This window comes from Streptomyces sp. NPDC059008 (assembly GCF_042749045.1).
GTDB lineage: Bacteria > Actinomycetota > Actinomycetes > Streptomycetales > Streptomycetaceae > Streptomyces.
Genome location: NZ_JBHYJC010000034.1, coordinates 15,465 through 31,383, shown reverse-complemented (window position 1 = coordinate 31,383; position 15,919 = coordinate 15,465). Strand labels below are relative to the sequence as shown.

13 protein-coding genes and 1 pseudogene are annotated in these 15,919 nt (G+C 74.0%); 12 read left to right on the top strand and 2 right to left on the bottom strand.

All coding sequences use genetic code 11. The features are described from left to right. The first annotated feature begins 91 nt into the window (after positions 1 to 91). From ACFWZH_RS29540 to ACFWZH_RS29520, 5 genes are all read left to right on the top strand, one after another. Positions 92 to 631 carry a sigma-70 family RNA polymerase sigma factor gene (locus ACFWZH_RS29540; RefSeq protein WP_384437857.1) on the top strand — a complete coding sequence of 180 codons (540 nt, stop codon included), beginning with the start codon at positions 92 to 94 and terminating at the stop codon, positions 629 to 631. Beyond that, on the top strand, positions 628 to 1,368 hold the full coding sequence (locus ACFWZH_RS29535; protein WP_384437854.1) for an anti-sigma factor family protein: 741 nt from the start codon (positions 628 to 630) through the stop codon (positions 1,366 to 1,368). The genes ACFWZH_RS29540 and ACFWZH_RS29535 overlap by 4 nt, the downstream gene beginning before the upstream one ends. A 131-nt stretch (positions 1,369 to 1,499) precedes the next feature. Beyond that, positions 1,500 to 3,956: a HelD family protein gene (locus ACFWZH_RS29530; RefSeq protein WP_384437851.1), complete on the top strand. Its 2,457-nt coding sequence runs from the start codon at positions 1,500 to 1,502 to the stop codon at positions 3,954 to 3,956. Positions 3,957 to 4,388: 432 nt separating this feature from the next. After that, on the top strand, positions 4,389 to 5,822 hold the full coding sequence (locus ACFWZH_RS29525; protein WP_384437848.1) for an NAD-dependent malic enzyme: 1,434 nt from the start codon (positions 4,389 to 4,391) through the stop codon (positions 5,820 to 5,822). 333 nt (positions 5,823 to 6,155) lie between these two features. Continuing rightward, the gene (locus ACFWZH_RS29520; RefSeq protein WP_006605312.1) at positions 6,156 to 6,437 is read left to right on the top strand and encodes an HU family DNA-binding protein; all 282 of its coding nucleotides are present in this window, start codon (positions 6,156 to 6,158) and stop codon (positions 6,435 to 6,437) included. 323 nt (positions 6,438 to 6,760) lie between these two features. On the opposite strand, the gene murA is transcribed toward ACFWZH_RS29520, so the two are convergent. Next, positions 6,761 to 8,107, bottom strand: a complete 1,347-nt coding sequence (gene murA, locus ACFWZH_RS29515; RefSeq protein WP_384437844.1) for a UDP-N-acetylglucosamine 1-carboxyvinyltransferase — start codon at positions 8,105 to 8,107, stop codon at positions 6,761 to 6,763. 317 nt (positions 8,108 to 8,424) lie between these two features. On the opposite strand from murA, the gene ACFWZH_RS29510 reads away from it, so the two are divergent. Continuing rightward, on the top strand, positions 8,425 to 9,096 hold the full coding sequence (locus tag ACFWZH_RS29510; protein WP_384437842.1) for a YqgE/AlgH family protein: 672 nt from the start codon (positions 8,425 to 8,427) through the stop codon (positions 9,094 to 9,096). Between the two features lie 177 nt (positions 9,097 to 9,273). Further along, positions 9,274 to 9,954: a hypothetical protein gene (locus tag ACFWZH_RS29505; protein WP_384437839.1), complete on the top strand. Its 681-nt coding sequence runs from the start codon at positions 9,274 to 9,276 to the stop codon at positions 9,952 to 9,954. 34 nt (positions 9,955 to 9,988) lie between these two features. Here the strand turns inward: ACFWZH_RS29505 and ACFWZH_RS29500 are convergent, their stop codons facing one another. Beyond that, positions 9,989 to 11,026 (bottom strand): LysR family transcriptional regulator, encoded by a 1,038-nt coding sequence (locus tag ACFWZH_RS29500; protein WP_384437836.1) that lies wholly within the window; start codon positions 11,024 to 11,026, stop codon positions 9,989 to 9,991. 129 nt (positions 11,027 to 11,155) lie between these two features. Here ACFWZH_RS29500 and ACFWZH_RS29495 point away from each other — a divergent pair, with 129 nt between their 5' ends. The 5 genes and pseudogenes from ACFWZH_RS29495 (at position 11,156) to ACFWZH_RS29475 (ending at position 15,911) form a co-directional block, all read left to right on the top strand. Then, positions 11,156 to 12,337 (top strand): MFS transporter, encoded by a 1,182-nt coding sequence (locus ACFWZH_RS29495; RefSeq protein WP_384437833.1) that lies wholly within the window; start codon positions 11,156 to 11,158, stop codon positions 12,335 to 12,337. Further along, positions 12,324 to 12,617 carry a DUF3039 domain-containing protein gene (locus tag ACFWZH_RS29490; RefSeq protein WP_026169910.1) on the top strand — a complete coding sequence of 98 codons (294 nt, stop codon included), beginning with the start codon at positions 12,324 to 12,326 and terminating at the stop codon, positions 12,615 to 12,617. The genes ACFWZH_RS29495 and ACFWZH_RS29490 overlap by 14 nt, the downstream gene beginning before the upstream one ends. Before the next feature lie 280 nt (positions 12,618 to 12,897). Further along, positions 12,898 to 13,011 (top strand): annotated as a pseudogene (locus ACFWZH_RS29485) (carbohydrate ABC transporter permease); the annotation flags it as partial. Positions 13,012 to 13,015: 4 nt separating this feature from the next. Continuing rightward, positions 13,016 to 14,668, top strand: a complete 1,653-nt coding sequence (locus tag ACFWZH_RS29480) for a beta-N-acetylhexosaminidase (RefSeq protein ID WP_384437830.1) — start codon at positions 13,016 to 13,018, stop codon at positions 14,666 to 14,668. 346 nt (positions 14,669 to 15,014) lie between these two features. After that, positions 15,015 to 15,911, top strand: coding sequence for an FAD binding domain-containing protein (locus tag ACFWZH_RS29475; RefSeq protein WP_384437827.1), 897 nt, complete (start codon positions 15,015 to 15,017; stop codon positions 15,909 to 15,911). Positions 15,912 to 15,919: the final 8 nt, after the last annotated feature.

Genomic DNA, 15,919 nt, shown 5'->3' with positions numbered 1-15,919 from the left:
CCGTAGCGTCCGTACTCCTCACCGCAAGTCCGATTCATGGCCAGGTCCCCGGCGATCTTGGGCGATCCGCGCTATCGACCCGGGAGTTGGAGTGCGTAAGGATGCCGTCGTGGCAGACAGGACGACACCTGACGAGGAGCTCATGCGAGCCCTCTATGACGAGCACGCGGGCCCGCTCCTCGCCTTCGTCCTGCGACTGGTGGCGGGCGACCGCCATCGCGCGGAGGACGTGGTGCAGGAGACACTGGTGCGGGCCTGGCGCAACGCCGAGCAACTGCAGCGCGCCACCGGCTCGATCCGCCCCTGGCTCGTGACCGTCGCGCGGCGGATCGTGATCGACGGGCATCGCAGCCGCAAGGCCCGGCCCCAGGAGGTCGACGCGACGCCGCTGGAGATGATGCCCGCCACCGACGTGATCGACCGGGCGCTGCGCCTGATGACGATCTCCGAGGCGCTGGGCGACCTGAGCCAGGCCCACCGAGAGGCCCTTGTCGAGACGTACTTCAAGGAGCGTACGGTCAGCGAGGCGGCGGAGGTGCTGCGCGTGCCGGCCGGGACCGTCCGGTCCCGGGTCTTCTACGCGCTGCGCTCCCTGCGGCTCTCGCTTGAGGAACGAGGAGTGACGGAGTGACCCCGCCCACGCAGCCGGACCGGCACACCGACGTCGGCGCCTATGCGCTGGGCGTCCTGGACGCCGCCGACGCGGAACGGTTCGAGGTGCATCTGGTCGGCTGCGACCGGTGCGCCGCCGAACTGGAGCAGCTCATGGGCCTTACGCCGGTGCTGGCCGAGTTCAAGGCGTCCGCCCCCACCGTGGAGACGATCACGGCCGTGCCCGGCCCCGGGCTGCTGGACGGGCTGCTCGACGAGGTCACCGAGGTGCGCCGCGGCCGCGCCCGGCGCCGGCTGTTCCTGGTCGCCGCCGCCGTCGTGCTGATCGTCGGCGGACCGCTCGCCGCGCTCTCCCTGAAGGGCGGGGAGCCTCAGAAGCCGGCCCCGCCGCTCGCCAGTGCCGTGCGGGCCCAGTACGCCGAGGGCGAGCAGGTCCGCTCCGTCGACCCGGACACCAAGGTCTCGGCGGGCGTGTCCATGGCACCCCGCACCTGGGGCACCCAGGTCGTCCTCGAACTCGCCAACGTCAAGGGGCCGCTCAGCTGCGACCTGGTCGCGGTCGGCAAGGACGGTCGGCGGCAGACCGTCACGACCTGGGCCGTCCCCAAGGGCGGCTACGGCATCGAGGGCAGCCCGGCGAAGTGGAACCGCGAGCCCCTCTACGCGGCCGGCGGCGCGGCCCTCAACCGCGGCGACATCGACCATTTCGAGATCAACACGCTGGAGGGCAGGCGGCTGGCCACCGTGAAGGTCTGAGGCGCCCGACGTACCGGTCCGAATCAACATCCGACCAAATCCGCCCGACTTTGTCCCTTTCACCAGGTGCGCAGGGCCCCTGGTTCGCGTACGGTTGACGGCTGCCCTACGCACAGCAGAAGGGGGCCTGGGTGGCCGCGCAGAACGCCACGCACGCACCGGATCACGCCTCGGATTCCGTTCGCGACCGCGAGATCGAAGCCGAGCAGACGCACCTGGACCGCGTCTACCGGCGCCTTGAGGAGAAGATCCACGAGGCGGAGTTCCTGATGGACGACGCCGCCAAGCGCGGCCAGGTCGGCACGCCCGGCGCGCTCGCCGAGCGCGACGCGCAGGTCTTCCAGGCCGGCGTCCATCTCCACCGCCTCAATTCCGAGTACGAGGACTTCCTCTTCGGCCGGATCGACCTGCTCCTGGGCAAGGACGGCAAGAAGGGCCCGGACGGCGCCTACACCTCCGTCGAGCCCGCCGACGGCGCCATCGAGGACAACCGCGCCGCGATCGCCGAGACGCTGCACATCGGCCGCCTCGGCGTGCTCGACGCGGACTACTCCCCGCTGGTCATCGACTGGCGGGCGCCGGCCGCCGCGCCCTTCTACCGCGCCACCCCGGTCGCCCCCGGCCGGGTCGTCCGCCGGCGCGTGATCCGCTCCAAGGGCCGCAGGGTCCTCGGCGTCGAGGACGATCTGATGCGCCCGGAGGTCACCGCGACGCTGGACGGCCGGGAGCTGCCGGCGATCGGCGACGGCGCGCTGATGGCGGCGCTCGGCCGGGCCCGCAGCCACACCATGCGCGACATCGTCGCCTCCATCCAGGCCGAGCAGGACATGGTCATCCGCGCCCCCGCCGCCTCCGTCACCGAGGTCGAGGGCGGGCCCGGCACCGGCAAGACCGCGGTCGCCCTGCACCGCGCCGCCTACCTCCTCTACCAGGACCGGCGCCGCTACGCGGGCGGCATCCTGATCGTCTCCCCGACACCGCTGCTGGTCGCCTACACCGAAGGCGTGCTGCCGTCCCTCGGCGAGGAGGGCCAGGTGGCCATCCGGGCCCTGGGCTCGCTGGTCGACGGCGCCGAGGCCACCGCCTACGACCCGCCGGCGGTGGCCCGCATCAAGGGCTCCTCGCGGATGCAGAAGCTGCTGCGCAAGGCCGCCCGCGGGGCGCTGGAGCTGGCGGCACCGGCGGCCGGGCCGGCGCCCGCCGTCGCGGGCGACCAGCTGTCCCTGGAGGACCTGGCCGCACCCGCCCCCGAGGCCGGTTCGCGCCGCCGCACCCGCGGCGGCGCCGCGCGGCCCGCCCCGGCCCGGCTGCGGGTCGTCGCCTTCGGCGCCCGTATCGAGCTGGACGCCGACGAGCTGCACGCCATCCGGCAGTCGGCCCTCGGCGGCACCGCCCCGGTCAACCTGCTGCGTCCGCGCGCCCGCCGGCTGATCCTGGACGCGCTGTGGGCCAAGTCGGGCGCCGGCCGCCGCTACACCGACCCCGAACTGGCCGCCGAGGCCCGTGAGGGCTTCGACGAGGACATCACCACCGAGGCGGACTTCCAGGAGTTCCTCCAGTCCTGGTGGCCGGAGCTGACCCCGCGCGCGGTCCTGGCGTCGATGGCCGACGAACGGCTGCTGGGCCGCTGGGCGCGCCGCCTGCTCAACCCGCGCGAGGTGCGCCAACTCGCCCGCTCCCTGCGGCGGTTGGACGACCGCGGTCAGGGCCCGCTGTCGGTGCACGACGTCGCGCTGCTGGACGAGCTGCAGCTGATCCTCGGTGCGCCCGCGCGCCCGCCCCGCCCGCGCGAGGCCGACCCGCTGGACCACCTCACGGGCCTGGAGGAGCTGACGACCTTCGCGGACCGCAGCGGCGGCCGCGGCCGGCGCGAGCGGCTGGAGGAGGAGCGCACCGACTACGCCCATGTCATCGTCGACGAGGCGCAGGACCTGACGCCGATGCAGTGGCGGATGGTCGGCCGCCGCGGCCGGCACGCCACCTGGACCGTCGTCGGCGACCCGGCGCAGTCGTCGTGGTCCGACCCGGACGAGGCCGACCTCGCGCGCCGAGAGGCGCTCGGCACCCGCCCGCGCCGCCGCTTCACGCTCACCGTGAACTACCGCAACCCCGCGGAGATCGCCGATCTGGCCGGCAAGGTGCTGGCGCTGGCGATGCCCGGCATGCAGTCGCCGAAGGCGGTCCGCTCCACGGGCGTCGAGCCCCGCTTCGCGCTCGCCGGGGACGGGGAGGGCGCGGGCCGTGACGACGGGGCGCTGGCGCGCGCCACGGTGGCGGAGGCCGAGCGGCTGCTGGGCGAGGTCGACGGCACGGTCGGCGTCGTGGTGGCGATGAACCGCCGCGAGCAGGCCCGCCGTTGGCTCGCCCCGCTGGGCGAGCGGGTGGTGGCGCTGGGCTCCCTGGAGGCCAAGGGCCTGGAGTACGACGCCACGCTGGTGGTCTCGCCGGCCGAGATCGCCGACGAGTCCCCGGCCGGCCTGCGGGTGCTCTATGTGGCGCTCACCCGGGCCACCCAGCAGCTGACCGTGCTCTCCGCCGGACGCGACGAGCCGGACGCGGCCGGGGTGCCCGACCTGCTGCGGGACTGAAGGGGCCGGGGGCGGGCCGCCGTACGGGCGGTCTTGGAAATCGGTGCCCCACGACGGGATTCGCTTCCGGAGATGGTTTGTTAGCCTGGGTGACGGCACCGGCTCGATCCAAGCCCCCGGGCCCAACCATCGTCGCTACGAGCGACCACTTGCCGCGAGGCGAGCATGGCGGGTCGGTGTCGCCAACGTCGGCTGCGGGCGTCTCTCCACAGGGAGAGGCGCCCGCAGCCGTTTTCGCGTGGCGGTGCTCACGACTGTCCCGGAGGGGTTCCGCCCGCACGATCATCTCTCGTATGGTGGAAGAAGTTTTCCGGCTCCACCCACCGCGCGCGAACAAAACGTTCGCAATACGGGGCGGCTACCACGTACTCGGCGGTAGGTGCGACGATCGGACGCGATCCAGCGACACGGTGAAAGCAGAGGAAGTCGGCCATGGCAACGGCGCCCAGCGTCTCCTACTCGATGACGGTCCGGCTGGAGGTGCCCGCGAGCGGAACCGCGGTCTCCCAGCTCACCACGGCCGTAGAGTCCCACGGAGGCTCGGTGACCGGCCTCGACGTCACCGCGTCCGGACACGAGAAGCTCCGCATCGACGTCACCATCGCGGCGACCTCCACCGCCCACGCCGACGAGATCGTCGAGCAGCTGCGGGGCATCGAGGGCGTCTCGCTCGGCAAGGTCTCCGACCGTACGTTCCTGATGCACCTCGGCGGCAAGATCGAGATGTCGTCGAAGCACCCCATCCGCAACCGCGACGACCTGTCCATGGTCTACACCCCCGGCGTCGCCCGGGTCTGCCAGGCCATCGCCGACAACCCCGAGGACGCCCGCCGCCTGACCATCAAGCGCAACAGCGTCGCGGTCGTCACCGACGGCTCCGCGGTGCTGGGCCTGGGCAACATCGGCCCCAAGGCCGCGCTGCCCGTCATGGAGGGCAAGGCGGCGCTCTTCAAGCGCTTCGCCGGCATCGACGCCTGGCCGATCTGCCTGGACACCCAGGACTCCGACGCGATCGTGGAGATCGTCAAGGCCATCGCCCCCGGCTTCGCCGGCATCAACCTCGAGGACATCTCCGCGCCCCGCTGCTTCGAGATCGAGGCGCGGCTGCGCGAGGCCCTGGACATCCCGGTCTTCCACGACGACCAGCACGGCACCGCCATCGTGGTGCTCGCCGCGCTCACCAACGCGCTGCGCGTGGTCGGCAAGAAGATCGAGGACGTCCGCGTCGTGATGTCCGGGGCCGGCGCGGCGGGCACCGCCATCCTCAAGCTGCTGATCGCCGCCGGTGTGCGGCACGCCGTCGTCGCCGACATCCACGGTGTGGTGCACGCCGGCCGCACCGACCTCGTCGACGCCGACCCGGACTCGGCGCTGCGCTGGATCGCCGACAACACCAACCCCGAGGGCGTCACCGGCACCCTGAAGGAGGCCGTGGTCGGCGCGGACGTGTTCATCGGCGTCTCCGCGCCCAACGTCCTGGACGGCGACGACGTCGCGAAGATGGCCGACGGCGCGATCGTGTTCGCACTTGCCAACCCCGACCCCGAGGTCGACCCCGCCATCGCCCGGCAGACCGCCGCCGTGGTGGCCACCGGCCGCTCCGACTTCCCCAACCAGATCAACAACGTCCTGGTGTTCCCCGGCGTCTTCCGGGGCCTGCTCGACGCCCACTCCCGTACGGTGAACACCGAGATGATGCTGGCCGCGGCCGGCGCCCTCGCGGACGTCGTCCTGGAGGACGAGGTCAACCCGAACTACATCATCCCCAGCGTCTTCAACGAGAAGGTCGCGGGCGCGGTGGCCGGGGCGGTGCGGAACGCGGCCAAGGGCGGCGACGGCGCTGTGACGGCCACCACGGCGGTCTGAGCACGGCGCGTCGCGCGACACGCCCTCGTTGGGGGCCCCATAGGGTGGCGGGCAGTGTGTGGCCGCCGTCTTCTGGGGCCGGTACGGAGCGGGGTCGGCACGGAGCGTCACCAGGTGCAGCCAGTGGCGCTTTTCGTGTGACCCTGCTGGGTGCCGGATTGGCTTTACCGCCGCAGGTAGGGGCAGGATGCGTAACCGGGCGAGAGGGTCTGGCACCAGACCTGGGTCCGGAGAGTGTCCGAGGACCCTGGCAGCATCGGCTTCGCTGTGCCCTACATGCGGCCAAAGCCGCGTGGCACGCCTCATTGGCAAGAAGAACACGGGAGTACAAACATGAACCGCAGTGAGCTGGTGGCCGCTCTGGCCGATCGCGCCGAGGTGACCCGCAAGGACGCCGACGCCGTTCTGGCCGCCCTCGCCGAGGTGACCGGCGAGGTTGTCGCCAAGGGCGACGAGAAGGTCACCATCCCCGGCTTCCTCACCTTCGAGCGCACCCACCGTGCCGCTCGCACCGCGCGCAACCCGCAGACCGGCGACCCGATCCAGATCCCGGCCGGCTACAGCGTGAAGGTCTCCGCGGGCTCCAAGCTCAAGGAAGCCGCCAAGGGCAAGTAAGGCCCTCCGCACGGCACAACAGGGCGGCCACCCCTTCCAGGGGTGGCCGCCCTTGTGCGTGCCGCCACAGCGGGGCCGGGCGCGCCCCTCAGGGCCCGCCACGGCCGTCTGGGGGGCGCCGGGACGGGCGCCGTGGAGGCGACGGCCACCGGCGGGCGGCCGGGGCCGCGGTGCGGCGTAGCGCGGTCCGCACCGGACGGGGACGGCGCACGCGGCGGCGTCCGACCCGTCGCACCCGCAACGCCGGGGCCTTCCCGGGACGCACCAGGGGCGGCCACCCGGCTCGGGTGACCGCCCCTTCGGTACGTCGGCTGACGGGCCGCTCAGTTGCGCAGCGCGCCGTTCGGCAGTTCCACCTTGGCGCCGAGCTCGACCAGCTTCTCCATGAAGTTCTCGTAGCCGCGGTTGATCAGGTCGATGCCGTGGACCCGGGAGGTGCCCTGGGCGGCGAGCGCCGCGATCAGGTACGAGAAGCCGCCGCGCAGGTCGGGGATGACCAGGTCGGCGCCCTGGAGCCGGGTCGGGCCGCTGACGACCGCGGAGTGCAGGAAGTTGCGCTGGCCGAAGCGGCAGGCGGAGCCGCCCAGGCACTCGCGGTAGAGCTGGATGTGCGCGCCCATCTGGTTGAGCGCGGAGGTGAAGCCGAGCCGGGACTCGTAGACCGTCTCGTGGACGATCGACAGCCCCGACGCCTGGGTCAGCGCGACCACCAGGGGCTGCTGCCAGTCGGTCTGGAAACCGGGGTGGACGTCGGTCTCCAGGGCGATGGCGTTGAGCGAGCCGCCCGGGTGCCAGAAGCGGATGCCCTCGTCGTCGATCTCGAAGGCGCCGCCGACCTTGCGGAAGGTGTTGAGGAAGGTCATCATCGACCGCTGCTGCGCGCCGCGGACGTAGATGTTGCCCTCGGTGGCCAGCGCCGCGGACGCCCAGGAGGCGGCCTCCAGGCGGTCGGGGAGGGCGCGGTGGGTGTAGCCGTTGAGCTTGTCGACACCCGTGATCCGGATCGTCCGGTCGGTGTCCATGGAGATGATCGCGCCCATCTTCTGCAGCACGCAGATCAGGTCCTCGATCTCCGGCTCCACGGCGGCGTTCGACAGCTCGGTGACGCCCTCGGCCAGTACGGCCGTCAGCAGCACCTGCTCGGTCGAGCCGACCGACGGGTAGGGCAGGCGGATCTTGCAGCCGCGCAGCCGGTGCGGGGCCTCGAGGTACTGCCCGTCGGCGCGCTTCTCGATCTTCGCGCCGAACTGGCGCAGCACGTCGAAGTGGAAGTCCACCGGCCGGCCGCCGATGTCGCAGCCGCCCAGGCCCGGGATGAAGGCGTGGCCGAGGCGGTGCAGCAGCGGGCCGCAGAAGAGGATCGGGATCCGCGAGGAGCCGGCGTGCGCGTCGATGTCGGCGACGTTGGCGCTCTCCACGTGCGAGGGGTCGAGGACCAGCTCGCCGGGCTCGTCACCCGGGCGGACCGTGACGCCGTGCAGCTGCAGCAGCCCGCGCACCACGCGGACGTCCCGGATGTCGGGGACGTTGCGCAGCCGGCTGGGGCCGCTGCCGAGCAGGGCGGCGACCATGGCCTTGGGTACGAGGTTCTTCGCACCGCGAACCCGGATCTCGCCCTCCAGCGGGGTGCCGCCGTGGACAAGCAGTACGTCGTCAGTAGAGACGGTCATGGATCTCGCGTTCCTGGAGACGGGCAGGGCCAAGCAGAAATGGTAAGGGCGGCCGAGGGTGTGTCCGTAGGCCCGTGCAGGCTCTGAGCATGTAATGGCTTTGTCACAACACACTCCGCTACGGTCCGCCTTTGATTCGTAATCGCCTTATGGGTGAAGCGTTGCTAAATGCCCTGAATGTCCGGCCGGAGGGCGAGCGGCGGCCGCCGGCGGGGAAAAGCGTGCGCCCGGTGCTGCCGCCGTACGCCCTGCCCTGCTTTCGCGCGGTCGTGGGCGTTGACTCCCCGCTTCGGCCGGAAGTGCGGGATCATGTGCCCATGACCGAGGTGTCCTCGCTCACAGGCCGGCTGCTCGTCGCGACGCCCGCGCTCGCCGATCCGAACTTCGACCGCGCGGTGGTGCTGCTCCTCGACCACGACGAGGAGGGCTCCCTCGGCGTGGTCCTCAACCGCCCCACGCCGGTCGGCGTCGCGGACATCCTCGCGCCCTGGGCCGCGCTGGCCGGTGAGCCGGGGGTGGTCTTCCAGGGCGGCCCGGTGTCGCTGGACTCGGCGCTCGGCGTGGCCGTGGTGCCCGGCGGCCTCTCCGGTGAGGGCGGCGCCGCCCCCGCGGACGGCGGCGCACGACCGGCCGGCGACGGTGAGGAGACGGCCGGTGTGCAGGCCGCGGACCGCACCGGCCTGCAGTCGGGTGACGAGCCGCTGGGCTGGCGCAGGGTGCACGGCGCGATCGGCCTGGTCGACCTGGAGGCGCCGCCCGAACTCCTCGCGGCGGTCCTCGGCAGCCTGCGGATCTTCGCCGGCTACGCGGGCTGGGGGCCGGGCCAGCTGGAGGACGAGCTGGTGGAGGGCGCCTGGTACGTGGTCGAGTCCGAGCCCGGCGACGTCTCCTCGCCCGACCCCGAGCAGCTGTGGCGCGCGGTGCTGCGGCGCCAGCGCAACGAGCTGGCGATGGTCGCGACGTACCCGGACGATCCGTCCCTGAACTGAGCGGCGGGCGCGCGGCCGGGCGCGCCGTCGCGAACCGGCCGGATGTTGTTGAGCGCTGGATTATTGTGACGGCTTCGTCATGGGGAATTGTCAGTCCTCGTCGCTATGGTGCGAGACGGCAGGGGACGGTGCGCGGCCGCGTCGGCGGGGCCGCGCTGGACGACGGGGGAGAGCGCCATGCACAGGCCGAGTGTGCCCGAGGACCTGGACCGCCCGGAGCGGCTCTGGGCGCGCGCCGCGACGCTGGCGGTGGTGGCGGCCGCCATGGACGACGGGGACGAGTTCTCCTGGAGCGAGAAGGGGCTGCAGTGCTGGAACGCCGGCGGCAGCTACTGGTGGCGGCTGACGCCGTGCCCCGACGGCCGGGCGGTGCTGTGCGGCCAGGACGCGGACGGCAGCCATACGCACAGCGGGGGCCGGCAGATCGACTTCCTGGCCGGCGGCCCCGCGTGGCTGCCCTGGGAGCGGTTGCGCGAGGACGCCGAGGGCAATCTCCTCGGGTTCGTCTACTGGTGGCAGGACGGCGCCTGGGCCCGCGCGCCGTACCCCGCCCAGCTGCCGGACGACGGCCTGGCGATGGCCATGAGCTGGGTCGCGCCGGGGGACGCCGCGGTGGCGAAGATCGTGGAGGACCTCGTGGCGCTCACCGAGACCGAGCGGGACGCGGCCCCCGCGGTGTGCGCCTTCCTCGCCGCGGCCGAGGCCCGCACGGTCGGCGCGGGGGACGTCGCGGCGCTGCTGGACGCGGTCTGCGACAAGGATTCCTGGTACGAGGTCCGGCCGGAGGCCGCGCTGGCCTTCGCCGCGGAGCTGGGCCTGACGGCCGGCGACCGGGGCGGGGTCGCGGTGGCGTCGTAGCGGGCGGCCTGCCGGGCCTGCTGTGCCCGCCGGGTCACCGGGTCGCCAGGGTGAAGAACCGCTCGGCGAGCGGATGGGCGTCGCGGGCGGGCAGCGCCAGATGGACGGGCACGGCGGGCGCGTTCTTCAGGCGTACGTAGCGGATGCCGGGGTGCGTGTGGCGCTCGGCCACCGGCTCCGGCGCCACCCCGACACCGTGCCCGGCGGCGACGGCCTCCAGCCACTCGTCGAAGTTCCCCGCGGTGCAGGAGAGTCGGGGGCGCCGGTCCGCCGACCAGAGCTCGGGCCGGGTGCTGCCGGTGACGGTGTTGACCACCAGCGGCAGCCCGGCCAACTCGTCCCAGTCCAGCACCCGGCGGCGGGCCACGGCCCGCAGGGCGTCCTGCTGCGCGCCGGTGAAGCCCTTGCCTCCGGGGCGGCCCGGCGAAAGGCCCGGCGTACGGGTGCCGCTTCGGTCACCCGCGGGGAACGGTGTGCGGGGCAGGGCGGCGACCCGCGGTTCGCGGAGCAGGACCGCAGTGCGCAGCCCGGCGTCGTGGGGCACCTCGCCGCGCAGCACCACGATGTCCGCCTCCCCGCTCTGCAGCCCGGCGAGCGGGGCGTCGCGGCGCACCAGCCGCACGCCGGCCCCGGTCGCCGCCTCGAAGGCCGTGGCCAGCGGGGTGCAGGCGGCGGGCAGCAGCGAGGTGAAGCCCAGTCGCAGGATCGACGGGCCGGCGGGCGAGCGGAGCGCGGCGGCCAGCCGGGGGAGCAGCGGGGCGAGGTCGGTGTAGAGCCGGCGGCCGGCGTCGGTGAGGTCGACCCGGCGGGTCGTACGGTCCAGCAGCCGGGCGCCGAGCGTGGTCTCCAGCGCCCGGACGGTCCGGGTCAGCGCGGGCTGGCCGATCCGCAGCCGGTCGGCGGCGTGGGTGAAGCTGCGCTCCTCCGCGACGGCGAGGAAACCCCGCAGATGCCGCAGCTCGATGCCGTCGAGGGCACGGTCGCAGAAGGGGTCGAGGGCGGGGCCGGGGTCGGGCCCGGGGGCCGGGTCCGCGGCGCCCGCGGCCCCGCGGTGCGCGCTGTCGTCATTCATGCCGCCCCAGCATAAGTACCCCTCACCGGGCATTTCCCCGGCCATCCGGAGACTCCCTACGTTTCTCTCGTCGGTTCACCCCGGGGCGCACGGAACCCAGCGCTCCGGACGATCACGGGAGATGAGCACGTGCGCAAGGTGTGGCTGCTGACGCTGGGGGCGTTCACCCTCGGCCTGGACGCGTATGTGATGGCCGGACTGCTGCCGGTCCTCGCGGACGACATCGGTACCCGGGTGTCGCTGGCGGGCCAGCTGGTGACGGTCTTCACGCTGGCGTACGCGATCTGCGCGCCGCTGGTCGCCGGACTGCTCTCCGGCGTACGGCCCCGGCTGCTGATCCTGGTCGCGCTGGCGGTCTTCACGCTCGGCAACGGCGCCACGGCCCTCGCCCCCTCGCTGGGCACGCTGCTGGCCGCCCGGGCGGTCGCGGGCGCCGGCGCCGGGGTCTACTCGGCGCTGTCCACCGCCGCGGCCGCCGCGCTGGCGCCGCAGGGGCGGCGCGGGCGGGCGCTGGCCCTGGTGATGGGCGGGATGAGCGCGGGCACCGTACTCGGCGTGCCGATCGGGGTGCTGCTGGCCGAGCACACCGGCTGGCGGGCCACGATGTGGCTGCTCACCGGCCTCGGCGCGGTCGCGCTCGCCGGTCTGGCGGCGCTGCTGCCGCAGGTCCCGGCGCAGCCCGCGGTGCCGGTGCGGGCCCGGCTGGCGGCCGTCGCGGACCGCGCGGTGGCGCCGGTCGTCGGGGTGTCCTTCCTGGCCGCCGTGGCCAGCCTCGGTCTGTACACCTACCTCGCGCCGGTGCTGGCCGCGGCGGGCGGCGTCGGCGAGGTGGCCCCGTACCTGTGGGCCTGGGGCGCCGGCGGGGTGCTGGGCAGCGTGCTGGCCGGGCCGCTGGTGGACCGTACGGGCGCGACCCGGGCGCTGGTCGGCGGGGTGCTGGTGACCATCGCCGTGGCGCAGGCGCTGCTGCCGTCGCTGGCCGCCGCGGCGCTGCCCGGCGCGGTGGTGGCGCTGGTGGTGTGGGGCGCGGCGGGCTGGGCGGCGCAGGTGCCCCAGCAGCACCGGCTGCTGGAGGTGGCCGGGGAGCGCGGCACGGTCGCCCTCGCACTGAACAACTCGGCGCTCTATCTGGGCAGCGCGGTGGGCTCGGCGCTCGGCGGGCTGGCGCTCGGGGCGGGGCTGGCTCCCTACGCGCTGCCGTGGGCGGCCGCCGGGGTGGCGGCGGCGGGTCTGGTGCTCCACCTGGCGGCGGGCCGACGCTCCCGGGTTGCGGCGGGCGTGAGTACCCTTGGCAGTTATGAGCACTCTTGAGCCCGAGCGCGGGGCAGGTACGGGGACCCTCGTAGAGCCGACACCGCAGGTGTCGCACGGCGACGGCGACCACGAGCGCTTCGCCCACTACGTCCAGAAGGACAAGATCATGGCGAGCGCGCTCGACGGTACCCCCGTCGTGGCGCTGTGCGGCAAGGTCTGGGTCCCGGGTCGCGACCCGAAGAAGTACCCGGTCTGTCCCATGTGCAAGGAGATCTTCGAGTCCATGGGCGCCGGTGGCGACAAGGACAAGGGCGGCAAGGACGGCGGCAAGAAGTAGCGGCCGTGCGCCGTCCCGCCCGGAACGGCAGTGGCCGCACGACCCGGCCCCCGTCCGGGCGGCAGCGGTGCCCCGCAGTGGCTACGGGCCCGGGTCCCTCGTGGACCCGGGCCCGTCCTCGCTCCCGGACGGGGCGGGCGGACGGCGGCGACCCCGTGGAGAGGCGGCCCGTGCGGTGACGCCCGCCTTGTGGGGGTTGGGCGTACCTCAAGTCCGGGCCGGCCCGTGCGGCAGGCCCAGAACCTGCACCCCCTGGGGCAGTTGACGGTCCGACGGCAGCGCCGGGGGCGGGATCATGGCAGCATCGACCGTGACGACCACCCCCGTGCTGGTCTTCTTCGTACGCGTACAGCGCCGACCGGTCTCGGGCCTGGGCGGCGCGGTGAAGGACTGACGGTATGCCGGACACGGACACCCCCACGGGACCCGGCGGCGGCCTGATCCCGGCCCCGCTGAGCATCGACGGCCCCGGCCTCGGCGCCGTCCGCCTCGACGAGAACACCGCGCTGGCCGCCGCGCCCGGCACCGAGGACACCGCGCGCTGGCTGCGCACCACCCTCGGCGCGGCCTTCGGCCTCCCGCTGCCGCCCGGCTCCGCCGAGGCCACCGACACCCTCGCCCTCGCCCTCGACGGCGCCCTGCCGGCCGAGGGCTACCGCCTGGAGGCCGACGCCCGCTGGGGCGTACGGATCACCGGCGGCGGCCCGGCCGGGGTCTTCTGGGGAGCGCAGACGCTGCGTCAGCTCCTGGGCCCGCAGGCCTTCCGCCGGGCCCCGCTCGCCCCGCGGGCGCTCGCCGTCCTGGCGCCGCAGACCATCGAGGACGCCCCCCGCTTCGGCTGGCGCGGCATGCTGCTCGACGTCGCACGGCACTTCCTGCCCAAGGACGGGGTGCTGCGCTACCTCGACCTGCTCGCCGCCCACAAGCTCAACGTCCTGCATCTGCACCTGACCGACGACCAGGGCTGGCGCATCGAGATCCAGCGCTACCCCGAGCTGACCGAGACCGGCGCCTGGCGCGAGCGCACCAAGCTCGGCCACCGCGCCTCCCCCCTCTGGGACGAGCGCCCGCACGGCGGCTACTACACCCACGACGACATCCGCGAGATCGTCGCCTACGCCGCCCAGCGGCACATCACCGTCGTCCCCGAGATCGACATCCCCGGACACTCGCAGGCCGCCATCGCCGCGTACCCGGAACTCGGCAACACCGACGTCGTCGACACCACCTCCCTGAAGGTCTGGGACACCTGGGGCGTCAACCCCAACGTACTGGCGCCCACCGACCACGTCCTGCGGTTCTACGAGCACGTCCTCGACGAGGTCCTCGACCTCTTCCCCTCGACCTTCGTGCACGTGGGCGGCGACGAGTGCCCCAAGGACCAGTGGCGGGCCTCCGCCACCGCCCAGGCCAGGATCGCCGAACTCTCCCTCGCCGGAGAGGACGAGCTGCAGAGCTGGTTCATGCGGCACTTCGACCGCTGGCTCGCCGACCGCGGCCGGCGGCTGATCGGCTGGGACGAGATCCTCGAAGGCGGCCTGGCCGAGGGCGCGGCCGTCTCCTCCTGGCGCGGCTACGCGGGCGGGATCGCCGCGGCCAAATCCGGCCACGACGTCGTCATGTGCCCCGAACAGCAGGTGTATCTGGACCACCGTCAGCACTCCTGTCCCGACGAGCCGGTGCCGATCGGCTTCGTGCGCACCCTGGAGGACGTCTACCGCTTCGAGCCGGTGCCGCCCGAGCTGACGGACGACCAGGCCGCGCACGTCCTGGGCACCCAGGCGAACGCCTGGACCGAGGCCATGGACACCCAGGCGCGCCTGGACTACCAGGTCTTCCCGCGGCTGGCCGCCTTCGCCGAGGTCGCCTGGTCGCGGCTGCCGGCCCCGGCCGACCGCGACTACCAGGACTTCACCCGGCGGATGGCCGTCCACTACGCCCGCCTCGACGCCCTCGGCGTCGACTACCGCCCGCCCGGCGGCCCCCGCCCCTGGCACAGACGCCCCGGCGTGCTCGGACGCCCGATCGACGGGGCGCCCCCAAACGTGTGAGCCCCCGTGCAAGCAGAGCGCTCGTGCGGCCGGACCCTGGGACGGTGGGTACGCCACGACGGACCCCGCGCCGCCGCCCTCGCCGTCACGGGCACCCCCACACGGGGCGTGCCCCGTCGGACGCGGCCTGCCGCCGCGCCCGGGCCGGCGGGCCGCGGCGGCACGCCCGGTCCTCGCGGCGACGGACGAAACCGGGACCAGCACCCCGTTCGGGGACGGAACGTCGCTTGGCGGACCCTCGCGCCGAGGGTCCGGGAAGATGTGCCAGAGTTGCCACGTCCGGGCAGTGAGCACGTACCGTACGGCGGAGCGGAACTGCCGGGACACCGGGGAAGGGGCAGCTGGCTTGACCACGCACGCACCGCACGCGTCGCACACGGTGACGTTGCCGGCCTCGCTCGACGAGGCGGTGGCGGCGCTCACCGCCATGCCCGCCGCCGTGCCCGTCGCGGGCGGCACCGATCTCATGGCGGCGGTCAACGCCGGACTCCTCAGACCCGCGGGCCTGGTGGGCCTCGGCCGGATCAGCGAGATCCGCGGCTGGCAGTACCTCGACGGCCATGCGCTGCTCGGCGCCGGACTGACCCTCGCCCGCATGGGACGCCCCGACTTCGCCGCCCTGATCCCGGGCCTGGCCGCCGCCGCCCGCGCGGCCGGCCCGCCGCAGGTCCGCAACGCCGGCACCCTCGGCGGCAACATCGTCAGCTCCGCCCCCACCGGCGACACCCTTCCGGTGCTCGCCGCCCTGGAGGCCACGCTGGTCATCGCCGGCCCCGGGGGCGCCCGCCGCGAGATCCCGGTCAGCCACCTCCTGGCCGGCCGGGAGATGCTGCACCCCGGCGAACTCGTCGGCTTCGTACGGGTGCCGCTGCTGCACGCCCCGCAGGCCTTCCTCAAGGCCACCGCACGCACCGGCCCCGGCCGCGCCACCGCCTCGGTCGCGCTGGTCCTGGACCCCGCCAGGCGCGGTGTGCGCTGCGCGGTCGGCGCGGTCGCCGCCATGCCGCTGCGCCCCCTGGAGGCCGAGCAGTGGGTGGCCTCGATCATCGACTGGGACGGCGAACGCGGCCTGGTCCCCGAGGCGCTGACCGCCTTCGGCGACTACGTCGCCGCCGCCTGCATCCCGGACCCGGCACCGCCGGAGGACGGCTCGGAACCGGCGGCCCTGCCGCCGGCCGCACTGCACCTGCGCCGTACGGTGGCAGCCCTGGCCCGCCGCGCACTGGGGAGGGCGCTGTCGTGAGTGAGTGC